Origin of the sequence: Streptomyces sp. NPDC058812, from assembly GCF_042744565.1 — a bacterium.
GTDB lineage: Bacteria > Actinomycetota > Actinomycetes > Streptomycetales > Streptomycetaceae > Streptomyces > Streptomyces thinghirensis.
Window position 1 is genome coordinate 55,850 of the sequence record NZ_JBHYOB010000026.1, and the last position, 17,269, is coordinate 73,118.

Below are 17,269 nucleotides of genomic sequence, written 5' to 3' on the forward strand. Positions count from 1 at the left end.
CATGCCCACGCCCACCCCACCCACCGTGCCCGCCCCGGCGGCGGACCTGTACCGCCACGGCCTGGGGCTGCTGCTGAACAAGGACATCGACGCCTGGGTCGGCCTGTGGGCCGACGACGGAGTCATGGAATTCCCCTTCGCCCCCGAGGGCCGGCCCCGGCGGCTGGAGGGCAGGGAGGCCGTCGCCGCCTACATGCGCCCCTATCCCGACCACATCGACCTGCACGACTTCCCCGGCCTGCGGATCCACGAGACCACCGACCCGCGGACCGTCGTGGTGGAGATGCGCGGCGTGGGCCGGGTGGTGAAGACCGGCGCGCCCTTCGACATGACGTACATCGCCGTCGTGACCGTCGAGGACGGGCGGTTCACCTCCTATCGCGACTACTGGAACCCGCTCGCCCTCCAGGAACCCGGCACCGACTTCACCGGGAGCGGCCGATGACCGCCACCGGGACCACGCTGGTCGTCGGAGCCACCGGCACGACGGGCAGCCGCACCGCCGGCCAACTGATCGCCGCGGGCCACCGTGTGAAGGCCGCGAGCCGGCGCGCGACCCCGCTGCCGGGCGCGGAACCGGTCCGTTTCGACTGGCACGACACCGCCACGCACGACGCGGCGCTCGACGGCGCCGACCGCGTCTACCTCGTTCCGCCGCCGGGTGACTCGGACCCGGCCGCGGTCATGCTGCCCTTCCTGCGAAGGGCCCGTGCCGCGGGCGTGCGGCGTGCGGTGCTGCTCAGCTCCTCGGCCGTCCCCGAGGGCGGCCCGGCGGTGGGCGCGGTGCACCGCGCGCTCCCCGGCCTGTTCGAGGAGTGGGCGGTGCTGCGGCCCTCCTGGTTCATGCAGAACTTCACCGGTAGCCACGCCCACGCCGTCAGCGTCCGGGAGGACGGCACCATCCTGACCGCCGCCGGGAGCGGCCGCGTGGGCTTCGTCGACGCCGACGACATCGCCGCCGTCGCCGTGCGCGCCCTCACCGACGACCACGCCCCCCGTGAGGACCTGATCCTCACCGGTCCCGAGGCCCTCGACTACGACGACATCGCCGCGATCCTCACCCGGGCCGGCGGCCGACCCGTGGTCCACCGGCGCCTGACCCACGAGCAGTTGCGCGACCGCCTGGCGACAATGGTGCCGCCGGAGTTCGCCGCGATGCTGGCCGACATGGACCGCGCCATCGCCCTGGGGGCCGAGGACCGCACCACCGACACCGTTCGGCGCGTCACCGGCCGTCCGCCGCACGGGTTTCGGGAGGTGCTGGAGCGGGAGCTCGGTGCGCGGTGAGTGACGTGCGAACGGGCGGGGCGCCCAAGCTCGTTCAGTCCCCTTTTCGACCAAGTCGTCGCCCACTCGCGATGATGGTCGGACACGAAGCGATGGATTCTCGTCAATTGCGAGCAGGGGCACGCACGGTGTGATTGCTTCGGCCGGGTTCGGGCATACGCAGCGAAACTCGAGAGAGGGGCGCTTCGTGCTCGAACCGGACCCGAAGGTCGTCAGGGAGTTGCTGACGCGGTACGCGGCACTGCGGATCGCTCAGGCGGAGAGGGCAAGGCCGGCGACGGCGCGGGAGCTGGCGGACGTCAGCTACACGCTGTGCGTGATGACGGCGACGACCAGCATTCACGACGCGGTGGCCAAGGCGGACGCGCTGCTGCTCGCCAAGGGACGGGCTCCGGACGCCGTCCGCGCGGCGGACCCCGACGGGGAGAGCGGCCTGTCGCTGGCCGTGTGACACCGTCACGTCAGGGGCCCGCCTCGGACCGAAAGCGCCGGGACGATCCGCGAGGCGGGCCCTACGCGGGGCCCGCCGGCGCGGCCGGCTTCCCGTGGAACGCCGCGCGATAGGCGTACGGAGTGGTGCCGACCACCCGGCGGAACCGTTCCCGGAAGGCAGTGGGGGAGCCGAACCCGGCCTGTCGCGCGATCCGTTCGATCGAGTGGTCGCCGTTCTCCAGCAGGTACTGGGCACGCCGCACCCGCGCCCGCAGCAGCCACTGCAGCGGTGTGGTGCCGGTCTGTTCCCGGAACCGCCGGCTGAAGGTGCGTTCGCTCATGCCCGCGCGCGCCGCCATCGCGCCGAGGGTGACCTCCCCGGCCAGGTTGTCCTCGATCCACTCCAGCAGCGGCTCCAGGTCCGAGCCCCGCGGCACGGGCGGGTGCTCGTGCACGATGAACTGGGCCTGGCCGCCCTCCCGCTCCAGCGGTACGACACACATCCGGGCGGCGTGCGCGGCGACGGCCGAACCCAGATCGCGGCGGATCATGTGCAGGCACATGTCCAGACCGGCGGCGGCGCCCGCAGAGGTGAGGATCTGCCCGTTGTCGACGTAGAGCACGTCCGGCCGCACCTCCACGCGCGGGTAGCGGCGGGCCAGTTCCGCCGCGGCGATCCAGTGGGTGGTGGCCCGCAGCCCGTCCAGCAGCCCGGCCTCCGCGAGGACGAAGGCGCCCACGCACACCGACGCGATCCGCGTTCCGGCACCGGCCGCCCGCCGCAGCGCCGCGAGCACGTGTTCCGAGGGCGGACCGTGCTCCTCGGAGCGGCCCGGCACGATGATCGTGTCGGCGGACTCCAGCGCCTCCAGGCCCCGGTCGATACGGAGGGCGAGCCCGTCCGTGCGCACCTCGGGCGACTCCGCGCACAGTCGGACCCGGTACGGGCTGCGCCCGTCGGGCAGTCGCGTCCAGTCGAACGCCTGCATGGGCGCCGCCATGTCGAACGGCACCACGTCGTCGAGGACCAGGATCGCCACCGAGTGCATGGCCGCCACGATAGGCGGATTCCCGCCGGGGGCAGAACCCCGCGCACAGCCCTCGCTGCGCCCTGTCTGCCGGATCCCTCCTGGTGAAGGCGTTGGCGAGATTCCGTTGGAAGCTGTCGTTTCAGCCTCTGTGCGATCACCCGCCGTCTTTCTAGCGTGACTCCTACCGCATCGACCGAACTGCCTTCCGGAGCCCCGACCGATGACCAAGATCCTGCTGTCCCTCCACGTCCTGGCCGCCATCATCACCATCGGGCCCGTCACCGTCGCGGCCAGCATGTTCCCGCCGGCCGCCCGACGGGCGGTGGTGCCGGTGCCCGCGGCGGCCGGGGGCGGAACCGACGCCGGGGACGTGGGCACCGTCCGGTTGCTGCACCGCATCTGCCGGGTCTACGCCGGCCTCGGCATCGCGGTGCCGGTCCTCGGCTTCGCCACCGCCGCGGCGATGGGTGTCCTGGGGGACGCGTGGCTCATCACGTCCATCACGCTCACCGCGGCCGCCGCCGGCCTCCTGATCGCCTTCGTCCTGCCCCGCCAGGAGGAACTCCTGGAGCAGCTGACCGACCGGCAGCCCGTCGAGCGCGCCCGTACCGCCCGGCTCGCCATGTTCACCGGCCTGTTCAACCTGCTGTGGGCCACGGTCACGGTCCTCATGATCGTCCGGCCCGGCTCCACGACCGGCGCGTGAGCCGCCGTCACCTCGTGGGTGGAATGCGCACCACCGGCCCGCCCTCCGGGCGAACGGCGGGAATTTGACGACAGGACCTAGACTGCTCAGTCGCGCCTCCGTACGGAGGCGGACGACACGAAAGGCGCGTTGACGGGTGTTCCAGGATTCCCCCATCTACGACCGACTCGTCGCCGAACGCGGTGACGTCCCCGAGCAGGTGCGGCGGGACGCCGAGCGTGTGAGCAGGGAGCTGGAGGTTGTCATGCGCCCGCTGCGCTCACCCGGCCACCTGCCCGGCGCCGAACGGCAGCCGTCCCCGGGCGCCGGCTGGCAACGCACCGCCCTGCTGCCCGGCCCACGCCCGCACTGAGGGCCGGCCACGCGGGCGCGTCGCACCTCACCCGACGACCGACGTGCCGGGGCCGCCCGCGTCCACCGGGTCCTCGGGCCCGGGCCCGGGCCGGGCCAGCCACTCGGCGATGGTGCGGGCGATCGGCTGGCCCGTGTCCACCTCGACGAAGCCGAACTGCCCCGACTGGTTGCACTCCAGGAACCACCAGGTTCCGTCGCCGTCCTCGGCGAAGTCGAGGGCACCGTAGGCCAGTCCCGCCGTGCGGAGGTAGGCGCGGACCGACTCGGCGACGCGCGGCGGCACCTCGGTGGGCCGCCACGGCTCGGCGGACGCCGTGAAGCGGACGTCCACCTCGTCGGGGTCCGAGCCCGCGAGGGTCGTCTTCCGCGCGGCCAGCAACTCGTCGCCGACGACCGTGAGGCGGACGTCGGCGCGCTTGGCGACCCGGCGCTGCAGCAGGGTCGGGCCGTGGGCGACGGCGGAGAAGTCGGCCTCGGGCGGAACCCTGCTGGTCGGCACCGCCAGGGGCGGGTCCTGCGGATGGGCGCCCGAGACGGGCTTGACCACCAGGTCCGGGTAGCGCTCGGCGAACTCGCGTGCCGCCCGTGGAAACGTCGTGATCAGCGTGGCCGGCACGGGCAGCCCGCACTGCTGGGCGAGACGCAGCTGCCAGGGCTTGTACCGGGCCCGGTGCGCCGCGTCGGGCTGGTTCATCCAGCGCGCCCCAGAGCCGCGGAGCATGCCGTAGAGCGCCTGCCCGGACTCCTCGGTCAGCCACGCGGAGGGCTCGGCGGCCCGCGTGGCCGCGCCGCCCGGCCTGCGCACCCAGACGGACCGCAGTCCGCCGATGCTCACCAGACGGCCCCCCGAGGACAGATGGCCCCGGAAGGAGCCGTGCACGAACTCACCGGAGAGCGCGACGGAGTCGGTCAGATCGGCGGGGTCCAGGCGGACCACCGGGACTCCCGACGCGTTCAGGTGCACGACCACCATGTCCGCGGTGACGTCCTCTTCACAGGTCAGGATCAAGACGGTCATTCTCGACGGCCCGTGTTCAGTCGTCGAAGTGAGTCTTCGACCCCGCGGTGGAGGTCGTGGTCCCCAGTTCTCTCAGCAGTGCGTGGTCACAGGCGGCCGCCCGCCCGTCCCGAAGTACGTTCAACTGCAGCCCGGAGTCGTAGACGTACGGAGTCGTGACTTCCAACTCCACCGCCGGACGTGCGTAGTTGAGGGCGAACGGTTTCATCGTCTCTCCCTGGTCGGTGCTGCGCCGAGCAGGCGATGGTTCCTTGAGCCGTCGCCTGGTCCGCCGACTGCCTTCGGCTTCCAGAGACTTATACGAATCGAACGGGTGATTGGTTTCCTTACGCAGCGTAGTCATGAGGCGGGCCGGCGCCTTCCCGTCGGTCCGCGGCGCCCCGCCGCCCGGCGAGAGAGCCGCGCGCCGAGCGCAGAGCGAGCAGCAGTACACCGATGTCGTCCAGGTAGACGGGATCGGGCACCAGGTCGGTCGGCAGTACCAAGTAGAGGACGGCGCCCCAGAAGACCCACCTCGGACCGGTGGGGAGTCCGGCCCGTCTGAGATCCCGTCGGGTGCGGACCAGCCGCACCAGGACGCCGACCGCCGTCGCGAGGACGACCGCCGCGAGCGACACCGCCGCGACGATCACCACTGTGGTCGTATCCACCCGCCCCTCCTCATGGTGCGTGCTCGTGCTGCGCGGCACACGCCTTCTCTCCCCGGATTCCCGCTCGGGGCGGCGACAAGTCCGCACGCGAGGGTCTCTCATCCCTGTGGCCCACTCCAGTGGCACGGTGCGGTGGACGTGCTTAGTAATGGTCAGCACAGAGCGCGAGTCGCATGTCGGGGACGCAGGGCGGCCGCACCCCCACCACACGGAGAGATCATGACTACCGGCTCTTCATCACCTCGTTCGCCCGAGTACGCCATATCCGCCGTGGACCTGCCCACCGGGGAGACGACCACGGCCACCGGCACGCACCCGGTGCGTCCGCCGGCCGCGCAAGCCGACGCCGATGCGTCAACCGTCCACCCCTCGGCCGCCCGTTCGCCCGCTCCTCAGTCGCCCGCACCCCAGCCGTCCGCACCCCAGCCGTCCGTCCTCCAGGAACCAGCACCCCCCCCTCACGAACCCGCACCCGTCCCGCAGGAGCCCTTCGTCCAGGAGCCCTTCGCCCAGGATCCCGCCACCCACGACGGAGCGGTGCGCGAGTACGGCGATCCCGTCGGCGACCTGGTGCGTGCCGCCGTGGCCGACCGGCCGCTGGAGGAGGTCGTCGACCTGATCACCATGCTGGAGCGGTCCCCCCAGTACGCGCAGGCCACGATCGACGCCCTGCGCGCGGTCGGCGTGAACCGCTCCGTGGAGGACGTCACCCGGCTGGTCGGCCTGCTGACCCGGCCCCCGCGCCATTCGGACAGCGCGGACGAGGCGATCCGGGCCGCGGCGGAGTGCCGTTCGGTCGAGGACGTCACCCGGCTGATGGAACTGCTGCACCGCACACCCCTGGAGCCGCACTGCGGCCAGGAGGCCGTACGGGCCGCCGCCACCGGCCGGCCCGTCGAGGAACTGGTCGAGCTGATCGGCCGGCTGGCCGAGGACGGGCGGGTACGCCCGGACCGCCCCGACGCCCGGCACCTGCGGGCGGCACTGGACGGGACCGGCGACGACGGCGAACCGGGCCCCGACGACCGTCCGGCCGGACCGGCCGGCGCCTTCGCCGCCGCGGACCGCCGCGGTCGCGAACGCCGCAGGACACCGCGCCTGGGCCGCCGGGGACGTGACCGGGACCAGGAGCGCGCGTCGCGCGAGCGCGAGCAGGACCCCGAGTCGCACGACCGGGACCGCGCGTCCCGTGACCGCGACCGCGCGGCGCGCCGGTCCGCCCGGGGAGCGGCCTGGCCGACCTGGCTCACCGTCGCCGCCCTGGCCGGGTGCGGCGTGGCCTACTTCCCGCTGCACCAGGGCGACGCCTCCGCCCGCGCCTACGGGGTCGCCCTCGGCCTGTCGGCGCTCTGCCTGGTGCTGGCCCTGCTGCTCACCGTGCGGCCCGCCGTGCCGCTGCTCGCCGCGGCGGTCGTGGGACCGGCGGCGCTGGCCGCGGCCAAGCTCTACGGCAGCGTGACCCCGTCGGCCCGGGTGTCCCCGGCGGTGGACCTCACCCTGGCGCCCACCTGGATCGCCGTCGCGGTCGCCGTACTGGCGTCGCTGGTCGCGCTCGTGGCGCTGTGCGTACGGGTGGCCTCGCAGGCGCCCGCAAGGCGCTGGTCGGCCCGCCCGATGGCCGGAGCGAGCCGCGCCGCGGACTGACCGCCCGGCCCGCCTCACGCGGCACGTGGTCCGCCCCGGACATCCGGCGCGGACCACGTGCCGCGCTCACGTTCCCAGCATGCCTGCGGGATGCCCGTGTTCGAGCAGGCCGGTGAGCACCCGGTCCGGGGTGAGCGGGAGTTCCCGGAAGCGGATGCCCGTGGCGTGGTGGACCGCGTTGCCGATGGCCGCGGCCGAGCCGACGATACCGATCTCGCCGATCCCCTTGCTGCCCATGGGGTTGAGGTGGGCGTCCTCCTCGTCGACCCAGTGCGCCTCCACCGCCGCCACGTCCGCGTGCGCGGGCACGTGGTACGAGGCCAGGTCGGACTCGGTGAAGTCGCCGAACGCCGGGTCCACCGTGCTGTCCTCGGTCAGCGCCATGCCCAGGCCCATCGTCATGCCCCCGATGAACTGAGAGCGGGCCGTACGGGCGTTGAGGACGCGCCCCGCCGCGAAGACGCCGAGGAGCCGCGTCACGCGTACCTCCCCGGTGACCGTGTCCACGCTCACCTCGGCGAAGTGCGCGCCGAACGCGTGGCGTGCGTAGGGGCTCTCGGCGTCGGCGGTACCGGAGGTGTCGGCGTCGGCCGCGATGCCCTCGCCGGGCAGCGGCCCCGAGTGCTCGGCCAGCCGGCCGGTCAGCCGCACGCACGCCTCGTGCACGGCCCACCCCCAGGAGGCGGTGCCCGAGGAGCCGCCGGCCATCGGCGCGAAACCGATGTCGCTGTCGGCGACCTCGATACGGACCCGGTCCAGCGGGACGCCGAGGGCGTCGGCCGCGACCTGGGCGCAGACCGTCCGGGCGCCCGTGCCGATGTCGGTCGCGTTGACGCGCACCAGGAAACCGCCGTCGGGCAGGGCCCGCGCGGACGCCGCGCACGGCGAGACCAGGACTGGATACGTGGCCGCGGCCACCCCGCTGCCGATGAGCAGCGGTCCGGCACCGCTGGAACGCGGGCGCGGATCGCGGCCCTCCCACCCGAATCGGCGGGCACCCTCGCGCAGGCACTCCACCAGATGCCTGCTGCTGAACGGCTTGCCGCTGTCGGGCTCGGTCTCCGGCTCGTTGCGGATCCGCAGCTCCACCGGGTCCATGCCGAGTTCGACGGCCAGTTCGTCCACCGCGGACTCCAGCGCGTACATGCCGGGGCACTCGCCGGGGGCGCGCATCCAGGACGGCGTGGGCACATCGAGCCGCACCACTCGGTGGAGCGTGCGCAGGGCGGGGGCGGCGTACATGACGCGCGCCGGGACCGCCGCCTGTTCCACGAACTCCTTCACCCGGGAGGTGTGCGTCGTCACCTCGTGCGTGAGGGAGGTGAGCCGGCCGCCTGCGTCGGCGCCGAGGCGCAGCCGGTGCAGGGTCGGCGCGCGGTGGCCCACGACGGCGGGCAGGTAGCGGCGCGGCAGCGCGACGGTGACCGGCCTGCCGGTCTCGCGCGCCGCCATCGCGGCCAGCACCACGTCGGGGCGGGGCGTGCCCTTCGACCCGAAGCCGCCGCCCACGTGCTCGGCGAGCACCGTGATCCGGTCCTCGGGCACCTCGAACATCCGGGCGAGTTCCGTGCGCACGGCGCTGGTGCCCTGGCTGGAGGAGTGCACGGTCAGCCGGTCGCCGTCCCACCGCGCCGTGCTGGTGTGCGGCTCCATCGGGTGGTTGTGCAGCGGCGGTATCCGGTACTCGACGTCGACGCGCGTCGCCGACGAGGCGAAGGCGCCCTCGGGGTCGCCGTATCCGGTGACGGCCGGGAAGCCGCCGTTGGCCGACTCGGGGACGTACGCCTCCGGGTGCGAGGCGGTGAGGGTCACGTCGTGGTCCTCGGCCTCGTACGTGACACGGACGGCGGCGGCACCGGCCCGCGCCGCCTCCAGCGTCTCGGCCACCACCAGGCCGACGAACCAGCCCCGGTGCGGGACGTGCGGGCTCTGCAGCAGGGCCAGGGTGGGGTCGTCCGGGTCCCCGAGCCGGGGCGCGTTCTCGTGCGTGAGCACCGCGAGTACGCCGGGCATGGCGAGTGCGGGGGCGGGGTCGACGCCGGTCACCCGTCCCCGCGCGACCGCCGCCGGGACGGGCCAGGCCTGGGCGCGGCCGTGGGCTGTGTACTCGGCGGCGTACCGGGCGGTGCCGGTGACCTTCTCCCGCCCCTCCCGGCGCTCGACTGGAGCGCCCAGGACGGTCTCGGTGCCGGTCATGGAGTCCTCCTCGTGGACGCCGGGTTCAGGTCGTGGCCGGCGGGGCGAGCCGGCCCAGTACGTCCAGGGCCAGCCGGCGGGCCAGCGGCACCTTGTAGGCGTTGTCCCGCAGCGGCTCGGCGGCGGCCAGCTCCAGGTCGACGGCGTGCTCGAACGCCGCCGTGGTGGGCGCCGCGCCCACCAGCGCGTCCTCGGCCCGCCGCGCCCGCCAGGGCCGGTGCGCCAGCGCCCCGAAGGCGATCCCGGCGCGTTCCACCACGCCGTCCTCCAGGTGCAGCACGGCGGCGACGGAGGCCAGGGCGAAGGCGTACGACGCCCGGTCGCGGGCCTTGCGGTACGCCGAGGGCAGCCCGGCTGTGGCGGACGGCAGCACCACTGAGGTGATCAGCTCGCCGGGGTGTATCTCCGTGTCCCGCTCCGGGTGCAGGCCCGGCAGCCGGTGGAAGTCGGCGGCGGGCACACTGCGCGTTCCCTCGGGGCCGTGCAGCTCCACGCGCGCGTCCAGGGCGGCGAGCGCCACCGCCATGTCCGAGGGGTGGGTGGCGATGCACTGCTCGGAGTGGCCGAGCACCGCGTGGTCGCGGTGCACGCCCTCCAGCGCGCCGCAGCCGGTGCCGGGCTCCCGCTTGTTGCAGGGCTTGGACAGGTCCTGGAAGTAGGGGCAGCGGGTGCGCTGCAGCAGGTTGCCGCCCGTGGTGGCGGCGTTGCGCAGCTGTCCCGAGGCGCCCGCCAGCAGGGCCTGGGACAGCGCGGGGTAGCGGTCGCGGACGGCGGGGTGGGCCGCGAGGTCGCTGTTGCGCACCATCGCGCCGACCCGCAGCGCACCGTCGGACAGTTCCTCCACCGCGTCCAGCGGGAGGCGGGTGACGTCGACGAGCGCGGCGGGCGTCTCCACGCCGAGCTTCATCAGGTCGACCAGGTTGGTGCCGCCGCCGAGGTAGCGGGCGCCGGGGTGGGCGGCGAACGCGTCGGTGGCCTCCTCGACGCTGCCGGCCCGTACGTAGGCGAAGGGCTTCACGGGATCACGTCCTCGACGGCGTCGGCGATGCGCGGATACGCACCGCACCGGCAGATGTTTCCGCTCAGCCGCTCGCGGATCTCTTCCCGGACCAGCGGAACGGGCTCACCGGAGGGTGTCGCCGGGTCGGTGACGTGGGACGGGTGTCCGGCCGCGGCCTCGGCGAGCACGCCGACCGCCGAGCAGATCTGGCCCGGCGTGCAGTACCCGCACTGGAAGGCGTCGCGCTCCAGGAACGCCCGCTGCATCGGATGCAGTTCCTCCCCGTCCCCGGCGAGGCCCTCCACGGTGGTGATCTCGCAGCCGTCCAGGGCGACGGCGAACAGCAGGCAGCTGTTGACCCGCCGCCCGTCCACCAGGACCGTGCAGGCGCCGCACTGCCCGTGGTCGCAGCCCTTCTTGGCGCCCGTGAGCCCGAGATCCTCCCTCAGAAGGTCCAGCAGGATCCGGCGGTGGTCGACGCTGAGAGTGTGCGGTTTGCCGTTGACGCGGAGCGTGGTCTCCGATCGGGACGTCTGAGGTGGGGGAGCGGGGGCGGTGCCCTCGTGCTGGCTGTCCATGGCGTCGATGACCTTCCGGGACGGGCCGTGCTGCTGTGCCGTCCGCGTATCCACGTCGGGCCGGCTGACACGTGAGGGTGCCCTCAGTCGGCGAGCCGCCGCCGGGCCGGCCCCGGGGTGGCGCCATGACCACGGCCCCGAGGACCGCACACGTCCGGCCCACGTGACGCGGGACGCCCGCAAGGCCCCGGCGGGCAGTCGTCCGCCCCTCGGGGGCGAGGCCGAGCGCGGTCCGCGCCGCCCTCGACGGCCTCCCGGGCCGCCCGGTCCCGATGGGCCGGAGCGACGAGCGCCACGCCCGCGCCGACGCGCGACGCCCGACGCCCGGCGCCCACCACTCACCGCTCACCGAGAGCGAAGGGCGCGCGCCCTGGGCCCCGACAACGGACCGCGTCCCGCTCCGACCGGGCGCAGCCTCGGCCGGCCGGCGGTCCGGTCGTCGTCGGTCGCCGGGCCCGGCGGCGGTCAGTCGTCGCGTCCGGCGGGCGGCCGGGTGGTGTCCCGGTGGTCGGCCTCGGCACGCGGTGTCCGGCCCGAGCCTCTGAACCGTTCCAGCGTGCGGGTCAGACTCCGCAGCGGCGACCCCTGGGGAGCCTCGGCAGGCGGGGGGCCGGCGGGGGCGGTCGCGGCGGACTCCCGGTACGCCGCCAGGGCCTCGGCCGCGCGTTCGGCCGCCTCCCGGTACAGGTCCCGGGACTGCGTCATGGCCTCCAGTGCCTCGGCGTACATGGCCACCAGCTTGCGTTCGCGGTCCAGTTCCTCTGCCATGGTCAGCAGTCGCCAGTCCTCCCGCAGCGCGGTGAGGGCCTCCTCCGCGCCGTCCGGCAGCGGCCTCGGCAGCGCGGCGAAGGACGTCACCGCCGCGATCAGGGCGGTGGGCTCGGAGCCGTCCAGGAAGACGGTGCGGACGGAGAAGTCCGGGGCGTCGTAACCGGACGGGGCCGGGATGCCGGGCAGCACCACGGCGCCGCCGCGCGGCACCTGGACGCCGAAGTCCTCCAGGGCCCAGTTGACCACCCGAAGTTGCTGCGGCGCGGCGCGGTGCTCGACCACGCGGTGCCGCAGGCCGGGAGGCAACCGGTCCGCCAGCGGCACCCGGCCGCGATGGTCGGGGGTCATCGCCTCGTGCACGACGACGTGGATGTTCCACGGGCTGCGCCCGGCCTCCTTGAGCAGGCGGCGCAGGGTCTTGTCATCGTCGGGCAGGGTGTTGATGCCCCGCAGCCGCAGTCCTGTGGCGGCGTCGCGGTCCCAGGTGACGTCCGGGTCGTCGGGCCAGAACATCGTGGCGGGGGAGGGCCAGGCGTTGTCCCAGGCCTCCTCGGCCTCCGCGAGCAGGGTCCACTCCTGCCCGCCGGCCGAACCGGGCGCCAGGAGCAGTCTGGCCCGCACGGTGACGGCCCCCGCGGCCTTCCAGCGCGCCTCGAAGATCCGGCGGCCGGTGGCCTCGTCGTCCGGCTGCTCCTCGGCGGGCAGTTCCAGGAAGTCGTCGATGACGCGGCTGTCCTTCAGCCGCTGCAGGGTGTGCCGGACGGTGTCCTCCGCCGCGGATCCGACGTGGCGGCCGCGAGCGGGCCACACCGTGGGCGGAGTCGTGGGGCGGGCGGTGGCAGAGGTCGGCATGAGTCCATCGGGAGGCAGAAGCGGGGGCACGGACACACGCAAGTATCGTCGCCGCAGGTCAGCGGAGAGCACCCGGGGGTCCGCCGGGCGGGCGGGTCGCGGCACCGTTCGCGGTGCGGTGGGCGGCGTACGAGGTGCGCCATGGGCGAGGGTGGACAGGAGCACGGCGACCGACCGTACGGCACGAGAAGGAGCGACCGATGAACCTCGACCTCGGCGGACGAACCGCGCTGGTGACCGGCTCCTCGCAGGGCATCGGAGCGGCGATCGCCGCCGGGCTGGCCCGGGCCGGCGCCACCGTGGGCGTCAACGGACGCGACGCCGGCCGCCTGGAGGAGAGCGTCGGGAAACTGCGCGCCGAGGTGCCGGACGGGGCGTTCGTGCCGGTCGCGGCCGACCTCGGCACCGCGGAGGGCGCGGAGCGGGCCTCGGAGACGCTGCCCGACGTGAACAACCTCGGCGTGTTCGGCGCGGTGCCCGCGCTGGAGATCAGCGACGACGAGTGGCGCCGCTACTTCGAGATCAACGTCCTCGCGGGCGTCAGGCTGACGCGCGCCCATCTCCCCCGGATGAGGGAACGCGGCTGGGGCCGGGTGCTGTACATCGCGAGTGACTCGGCCGTCGTCGTCCCGGCCGAGATGATCCACTACGGGGTTTCCAAAACGGCACTGCTCGCGGTGAGCCGCGGCTTCGCCAAGGAGGCGGCGGGCAGCGGCGTCACGGTGAACTCCGTCATCGCCGGGCCCACCCACACCGAGGGCGTCGAGGACTTCGTGTACCAGCTGGTCGACCGCGAGCTGCCCTGGGACGAGGCACAGCGCGCCTTCATGCGCGAGCACCGCCCGCAGTCGCTGCTCCAGCGGCTGATCGAGCCCGAGGAGATCGCCAACCTCGTGGTGTACCTGAGCTCGCCCCAGGCGTCCGCCACGACCGGCGCGGCCGTCCGCGTCGACGGAGGGTACGTCGACTCGATCCTCCCGTAGTCACTCCCCCGGTGCCGCGCGCCGCCGGTCCGTATCGTCCCAGGCCCGGGTGTCGCGCGGCTCCACGTACGGCTCGTCGTCGGGCGGGTGGCCGCCGTCGATGACACGCTGCCGGGCCAGTTCGGCGTCGAACTCGAGGCCGAGCAGAATGGCCAGGTTCGTCACCCACAGCCACACCAGGAAGATGATGACACCGGCCAGAGTGCCGTACGTCTTGTTGTACGAGCCGAAATTGGCCACGTAGAACGCGAAGCCGGCCGAGGCGACCAGCCAGATCAGCAGGGCGACGACGCTGCCCGGCGAAATCCACTTGAAGCCCTTGACCCGGGCGTTCGGGGTGGCCCAGTACAGGATCGCGATCATGAACGTGACGAGTACGACCAGCACCGGCCACTTGGCGATCGACCACACCGTCAGAGCGGTGTCGCCGACGCCGAGCGCGGTGCCCAGCTGCTGGGCCAGCCCGCCGGTGAACACGACGATCAGCGCGCTGACCACGGCGAGCACCAGCAGCACCACGGTCAGGGCCACCCGCAACGGCAGCACCTTCCACACCGGGCGCCCTTCGGGCATGTCGTAGACCGCGTTGGCCGAGCGGATGAACGCGGCCACATAGCCGGACGCCGACCAGACGGCACCGACCAGGCCGACCACCGCCAGCACGGAGCCCAGACCGGCCTTGGCCTGCAACTGCTCCACCGCGTTGGTGATGACGTCCCGTGCGGCCCCGGGCGCCAGCTTCTGGATGTTGTCGAGCACCTCCTGGGTGACGGACTGCCCGGCGATCCCCAGCAGGGAGACCAGTACGAGCAGGGCCGGGAACAGCGACAGAATCCCGTAGTAGGTGAGAGCTGCGGCGCGGTCGGTCAGCTCGTCGTCCTTGAACTCGGCGACCACGCGCCGCAGCAGCGAGGACCACGAGCGTTTCGGCAGCTCGGTGGGGGAGTCGGGAGCGGCGCGCTCGGTGGAGGAGCCCGGACCGTAGTCCTTGGGCGCCGTCTCGTCCGTGGTGTCGTCCTTCGGGTGCTTCCCGCGACGGGGAAGATGCAGTCGGGCCATGGGCCCCGGGTTGCCCGTCTCGGCCTACCCACGCCCCCGTGCGCGGGAAGCGCGCCGGGTGTGCGGCCGCCACCCGAAACCGCGTCGTTCACTCGTGGTCCAAGACGGCGCGCCGTCCTCACAATGGTCGGCGCGGACAGGTCCCGCCCGCCATCCGCGAAGGGGCGGGCCTGCCCGCGCCACCCCTCGCCCAAACAGGCCTTGGGACGGTCGAAATAGCGCAGTATGCCGGTGCGCGCGCACGTTCCTCTGGAAAATGCCAAAGCGCTCACCAGATGCGTGCACTTTCCGTAGTCTCGGCGTCACGTTCGCGGTACAGCCGTGCGGGGAGAGGGGATCCGGCGTGCCCGGAATCGACGAGAGCCTGCTGGAAGCCATGCGGCTGCCCGGCGCACGGGGCGCGTCGCTGGTCGACTGGATCAGCGGGCTCGCCCTGGGCGCCGTCGGCGAGGCGCCGGGCGGCGACTGGGAGGCGACCGCGGCGGAGACCGCGGAACTGGCCCGGCACGTCGCGGAGAGCGGCTCCCTGGCAGTGGCGGACGCGTCCGCCGCCGACGCCGCCGGTCCCACCGTCGCGCCCGACAAGGAACCGCCGGTCGAGGACCTGATCGCCACCACCGCCGACGCCTACCACCTGCTCAGGTTCGTCAGCACGCCGTTCGACAGCACCGTCTTCCTCCACCTGTGGCTGGACCGCGACGGCGGAAACCTCGCCCTGGCCCGCATCCGGCTGTCCGAGATGGCGGATCGCCTGGTGCTCGGATGACCAGGGTGACGACCACCTGGACCACGCACGAGACGACGTCGGCGGCTCTCGGCGCACTCGCGGCCGAAGGGGCGACCGGTGCCCTGTCGGGCGAACGGGGCATCGTCTACCTCGCGGCTGGCCAGGTCGTACACGTGGAGTCCGCCTTCACCCCGGATCTCGGAGCGCTGCTCACCCGCAGCGGCGCCGTCGCGCCCGACGGCTGGTGGGACGCGGTCGACCGCGACGGCAGGCAAGCCCGGGTCGGACACCGGCTCGTGCACAGCGGCCGACTCGCCGCCGGGGCGCTGGAGGTCTGCCACCTGGGCGCGCTGTTCGACGCCGCGTACTTCGTCCTCGCCCACGACATGCGCGCACACCGCTTCCGGCCCGGCGCGGTGCACTGGCTCGGCGCGGTCCGGTCCGTACCGGTGGACGTCGTCGTCCGCGAGTGCGGACGCAGGCGTGCCCTGCTGGACCGCATCTGGCCGGACCCCGACATCGACACCGTCCCCCTCACGCGGGTGCCCGACGCGGGTGCGGCAGCCCTGCCGGTGCGGCGCAGCCGGACCCTCACCCAGGTCGACGGCGTCCGCACCGCGGCGGAGATCGCCTCGGCGCTCGCCTGCCGCACGTACCACACCCTCGTCGAACTGCGCCGCCTGGCCGCCGACGGCCTCGTCACCGCAGCGCCGCCGGCTCCCGCCCCCGTCGCGCCGCGCCCGGGCCCCCGCGACGTGGTGTGGGACGACCCGGACACGGCCCTGCTGCGACGGCTTCGAGACGCCTTGGAGGCCCTGTGATACGCGCGCGTCGACAGCGTGCCGAAAGGAGACTGCTCATGGCCGTCGAGAGCGACGTCCTGGACGAACTGCACCGACTGCGCAACCGCGTACCCCAGTTGACCGGATCGCTAGCGGCCACCGTCGACGGGCTCGTGCTGGCCCACGACGCACCGGGCACCGAACCCGAGGGCCTCGCCGCGCTCACCGCCGCCGCCCTCGGCGTCGCGCACCGCATGGCCGACGCCACGGCGCGCGGCGGGTTCCGCGAGCTGCTGCTGCGCGGGGCCGACGGCTACGTCGCCACCTACGCGGCCGGTCCGGCCGCCGTGCTCACGCTGCTCTCCGACGGTCGGGTCAACGTGGGCCGGCTGCACCTGGAGGGCCGGCGCAGCGGCGCCCGGATCGGGGAGCTGGTCGTCGCCCACATCGGCCAGGACCGGGGCCGTTCCCCGGCCGCGGAAGCCGTCGAGCACGTCGCGACCCCCGCCGGGGAAACGGCCCGCCCCATCGGCACCCTGCCGGTGCGCACCCCGCCGCGGCCGGCACATCAACCGAGCCCCCAGGCCGGCGGCCGACGCCGGCCGACCTGATCAACCGATTACTGCCGTTCACCACCGAATACGCACCGATCACGTCCGGAAAGGAACCCACGCATGGCCAACCTGGAGACCTCGCTCAAGGAATGCCTCAGCTCGATCGACGGAGCGAGCGCGGCCGCGCTCGTCGACTACACCAGCGGGATGGCCCTCGGCACGCTGGGCGGCGGCAAGGACTTCAACCTGGAGGTCGCCGCGGCCGGCAACACCGACGTCGTGCGGTCCAAGCTGCGCACCATGGAGCACCTCGGTCTGAAGGAGGAGATCGAGGACATCCTGATCACCCTGAACACCCAGTACCACATGATCCGCCTGCTCAAGGGCCGTGGCGGCAACGGGCTGTTCCTCTATCTGGTGCTCGACGCGAGCCGCGCCAACCTGGCGATGGCCCGCCACCAACTGCGCCGGATCGAGAACGAGCTGGAGGTCTGACCCCGGCAGTACCTCCACCGGTCGCGGGGGGGGGGGGGGGGGCCCCCCCCCCCCCCCCCGCGGGGGGCCCCCCCCCCCCCGGGGGGGGTGGTGTAATAAAAAAAAACCCCCAAAAACACACACCACCAGGGTCGGGGGGGGGGGGGGTTG

The 17,269-nt window shown here is 73.7% G+C and carries 20 protein-coding genes; 11 read left to right on the forward strand and 9 right to left on the reverse strand.

Going from position 1 to position 17,269, the window contains the following annotated elements:
- Position 1: 1 nt before the first annotated feature.
- The 3 genes from ACFW48_RS35020 to ACFW48_RS35030 all read left to right on the forward strand — a co-directional run bounded on the left by ACFW48_RS35020 (position 2) and on the right by ACFW48_RS35030 (position 1,738).
- Positions 2-445 (forward strand): nuclear transport factor 2 family protein, encoded by a 444-nt coding sequence (locus ACFW48_RS35020; protein WP_386322149.1) that lies wholly within the window; start codon positions 2-4, stop codon positions 443-445.
- Positions 442-1,287: an NAD(P)H-binding protein gene (locus ACFW48_RS35025; RefSeq protein WP_386322151.1), complete on the forward strand. Its 846-nt coding sequence runs from the start codon at positions 442-444 to the stop codon at positions 1,285-1,287. Before ACFW48_RS35020 ends, ACFW48_RS35025 begins: the two co-directional genes overlap by 4 nt.
- A 187-nt stretch (positions 1,288-1,474) precedes the next feature.
- Entirely contained in the window at positions 1,475-1,738 is a 264-nt protein-coding gene (locus tag ACFW48_RS35030) for a DUF5133 domain-containing protein (RefSeq protein WP_193776080.1), read from the forward strand.
- A gap of 61 nt (positions 1,739-1,799) precedes the next feature.
- Here the strand turns inward: ACFW48_RS35030 and ACFW48_RS35035 are convergent, their stop codons facing one another.
- Complete coding sequence (locus tag ACFW48_RS35035) at positions 1,800-2,768, reverse strand: GlxA family transcriptional regulator (protein ID WP_386322153.1); 969 nt, start codon at positions 2,766-2,768, stop codon at positions 1,800-1,802.
- A 202-nt stretch (positions 2,769-2,970) separates the two neighbouring features.
- On the opposite strand from ACFW48_RS35035, the gene ACFW48_RS35040 reads away from it, so the two are divergent.
- Together ACFW48_RS35040 and ACFW48_RS35045 are read left to right on the forward strand one after the other, a co-directional pair.
- Positions 2,971-3,456, forward strand: a complete 486-nt coding sequence (locus ACFW48_RS35040; protein WP_386322155.1) for a hypothetical protein — start codon at positions 2,971-2,973, stop codon at positions 3,454-3,456.
- Between the two features lie 136 nt (positions 3,457-3,592).
- Entirely contained in the window at positions 3,593-3,808 is a 216-nt protein-coding gene (locus ACFW48_RS35045) for a hypothetical protein (RefSeq protein WP_210958264.1), read from the forward strand.
- 27 nt (positions 3,809-3,835) lie between these two features.
- Here ACFW48_RS35045 and tgmB read toward each other — a convergent pair whose 3' ends face one another.
- From tgmB to ACFW48_RS35060, 3 genes are all read right to left on the reverse strand, one after another.
- A complete protein-coding gene (tgmB, locus tag ACFW48_RS35050; protein ID WP_386322157.1) occupies positions 3,836-4,828 on the reverse strand; it encodes an ATP-grasp ribosomal peptide maturase in 993 nt (330 codons plus the stop codon).
- A 16-nt stretch (positions 4,829-4,844) separates the two neighbouring features.
- Entirely contained in the window at positions 4,845-5,036 is a 192-nt protein-coding gene (gene tgmA / locus ACFW48_RS35055; RefSeq protein ID WP_386322159.1) for a putative ATP-grasp-modified RiPP, read from the reverse strand.
- A gap of 118 nt (positions 5,037-5,154) precedes the next feature.
- Positions 5,155-5,478 (reverse strand): YkvA family protein, encoded by a 324-nt coding sequence (locus ACFW48_RS35060; protein WP_386322161.1) that lies wholly within the window; start codon positions 5,476-5,478, stop codon positions 5,155-5,157.
- 219 nt (positions 5,479-5,697) lie between these two features.
- Here ACFW48_RS35060 and ACFW48_RS35065 point away from each other — a divergent pair, with 219 nt between their 5' ends.
- Complete coding sequence (locus ACFW48_RS35065) at positions 5,698-7,122, forward strand: hypothetical protein (RefSeq protein WP_386322163.1); 1,425 nt, start codon at positions 5,698-5,700, stop codon at positions 7,120-7,122.
- Between the two features lie 66 nt (positions 7,123-7,188).
- Here the strand turns inward: ACFW48_RS35065 and ACFW48_RS35070 are convergent, their stop codons facing one another.
- From ACFW48_RS35070 to ACFW48_RS35085, 4 genes are all read right to left on the reverse strand, one after another.
- On the reverse strand, positions 7,189-9,318 hold the full coding sequence (locus tag ACFW48_RS35070) for a xanthine dehydrogenase family protein molybdopterin-binding subunit (protein WP_386322165.1): 2,130 nt from the start codon (positions 9,316-9,318) through the stop codon (positions 7,189-7,191).
- Between the two features lie 25 nt (positions 9,319-9,343).
- The gene (locus tag ACFW48_RS35075; RefSeq protein WP_386322167.1) at positions 9,344-10,336 is read right to left on the reverse strand and encodes an FAD binding domain-containing protein; all 993 of its coding nucleotides are present in this window, start codon (positions 10,334-10,336) and stop codon (positions 9,344-9,346) included.
- Positions 10,333-10,896, reverse strand: coding sequence for a (2Fe-2S)-binding protein (locus ACFW48_RS35080; protein WP_386322187.1), 564 nt, complete (start codon positions 10,894-10,896; stop codon positions 10,333-10,335). Before ACFW48_RS35080 ends, ACFW48_RS35075 begins: the two co-directional genes overlap by 4 nt.
- A 465-nt stretch (positions 10,897-11,361) precedes the next feature.
- Positions 11,362-12,519: a hypothetical protein gene (locus ACFW48_RS35085; protein ID WP_386322169.1), complete on the reverse strand. Its 1,158-nt coding sequence runs from the start codon at positions 12,517-12,519 to the stop codon at positions 11,362-11,364.
- A gap of 200 nt (positions 12,520-12,719) precedes the next feature.
- Between ACFW48_RS35085 and ACFW48_RS35090 the strand changes: the two genes are divergently transcribed.
- On the forward strand, positions 12,720-13,502 hold the full coding sequence (locus ACFW48_RS35090; RefSeq protein ID WP_386322171.1) for an SDR family NAD(P)-dependent oxidoreductase: 783 nt from the start codon (positions 12,720-12,722) through the stop codon (positions 13,500-13,502).
- On the opposite strand, the gene ACFW48_RS35095 is transcribed toward ACFW48_RS35090, so the two are convergent.
- Positions 13,503-14,561, reverse strand: a complete 1,059-nt coding sequence (locus ACFW48_RS35095; protein WP_386322173.1) for a YihY/virulence factor BrkB family protein — start codon at positions 14,559-14,561, stop codon at positions 13,503-13,505. It lies immediately after the preceding gene.
- 343 nt (positions 14,562-14,904) lie between these two features.
- Between ACFW48_RS35095 and ACFW48_RS35100 the strand changes: the two genes are divergently transcribed.
- The 4 genes from ACFW48_RS35100 to ACFW48_RS35115 all read left to right on the forward strand — a co-directional run bounded on the left by ACFW48_RS35100 (position 14,905) and on the right by ACFW48_RS35115 (position 17,119).
- Positions 14,905-15,327: a hypothetical protein gene (locus ACFW48_RS35100; protein ID WP_386322175.1), complete on the forward strand. Its 423-nt coding sequence runs from the start codon at positions 14,905-14,907 to the stop codon at positions 15,325-15,327.
- Positions 15,324-16,109 carry a hypothetical protein gene (locus ACFW48_RS35105; RefSeq protein WP_386322177.1) on the forward strand — a complete coding sequence of 262 codons (786 nt, stop codon included), beginning with the start codon at positions 15,324-15,326 and terminating at the stop codon, positions 16,107-16,109. Before ACFW48_RS35100 ends, ACFW48_RS35105 begins: the two co-directional genes overlap by 4 nt.
- 38 nt (positions 16,110-16,147) lie before the next feature.
- Positions 16,148-16,681 carry a roadblock/LC7 domain-containing protein gene (locus ACFW48_RS35110; RefSeq protein WP_386322179.1) on the forward strand — a complete coding sequence of 178 codons (534 nt, stop codon included), beginning with the start codon at positions 16,148-16,150 and terminating at the stop codon, positions 16,679-16,681.
- Between the two features lie 63 nt (positions 16,682-16,744).
- On the forward strand, positions 16,745-17,119 hold the full coding sequence (locus tag ACFW48_RS35115; RefSeq protein ID WP_386322181.1) for a hypothetical protein: 375 nt from the start codon (positions 16,745-16,747) through the stop codon (positions 17,117-17,119).
- Positions 17,120-17,269: the final 150 nt, after the last annotated feature.

What these genes read in the sequence shown, in the direction of transcription:
- ACFW48_RS35025 (WP_386322151.1), top strand. Translation starts at nt 442, where the DNA reads ATGACCGCCACCGGGACCACGCTGGTCGTCGGAGCCACCGGCACGACG.
- ACFW48_RS35105 (WP_386322177.1), top strand. Translation starts at nt 15,324, where the DNA reads ATGACCAGGGTGACGACCACCTGGACCACGCACGAGACGACGTCGGCG.
- tgmA (WP_386322159.1), bottom strand. Translation starts at nt 5,036, where the DNA reads ATGAAACCGTTCGCCCTCAACTACGCACGTCCGGCGGTGGAGTTGGAA.
- ACFW48_RS35035 (WP_386322153.1), bottom strand. Translation starts at nt 2,768, where the DNA reads ATGCACTCGGTGGCGATCCTGGTCCTCGACGACGTGGTGCCGTTCGAC.
- ACFW48_RS35040 (WP_386322155.1), top strand. Translation starts at nt 2,971, where the DNA reads ATGACCAAGATCCTGCTGTCCCTCCACGTCCTGGCCGCCATCATCACC.
- ACFW48_RS35080 (WP_386322187.1), bottom strand. Translation starts at nt 10,896, where the DNA reads ATGGACAGCCAGCACGAGGGCACCGCCCCCGCTCCCCCACCTCAGACG.
- tgmB (WP_386322157.1), bottom strand. Translation starts at nt 4,828, where the DNA reads ATGACCGTCTTGATCCTGACCTGTGAAGAGGACGTCACCGCGGACATG.
- ACFW48_RS35085 (WP_386322169.1), bottom strand. Translation starts at nt 12,519, where the DNA reads ATGCCGACCTCTGCCACCGCCCGCCCCACGACTCCGCCCACGGTGTGG.
- ACFW48_RS35095 (WP_386322173.1), bottom strand. Translation starts at nt 14,561, where the DNA reads ATGGCCCGACTGCATCTTCCCCGTCGCGGGAAGCACCCGAAGGACGAC.
- ACFW48_RS35090 (WP_386322171.1), top strand. Translation starts at nt 12,720, where the DNA reads ATGAACCTCGACCTCGGCGGACGAACCGCGCTGGTGACCGGCTCCTCG.
- ACFW48_RS35115 (WP_386322181.1), top strand. Translation starts at nt 16,745, where the DNA reads ATGGCCAACCTGGAGACCTCGCTCAAGGAATGCCTCAGCTCGATCGAC.
- ACFW48_RS35070 (WP_386322165.1), bottom strand. Translation starts at nt 9,318, where the DNA reads ATGACCGGCACCGAGACCGTCCTGGGCGCTCCAGTCGAGCGCCGGGAG.
- ACFW48_RS35110 (WP_386322179.1), top strand. Translation starts at nt 16,148, where the DNA reads ATGGCCGTCGAGAGCGACGTCCTGGACGAACTGCACCGACTGCGCAAC.
- ACFW48_RS35065 (WP_386322163.1), top strand. Translation starts at nt 5,698, where the DNA reads ATGACTACCGGCTCTTCATCACCTCGTTCGCCCGAGTACGCCATATCC.
- ACFW48_RS35020 (WP_386322149.1), top strand. Translation starts at nt 2, where the DNA reads ATGCCCACGCCCACCCCACCCACCGTGCCCGCCCCGGCGGCGGACCTG.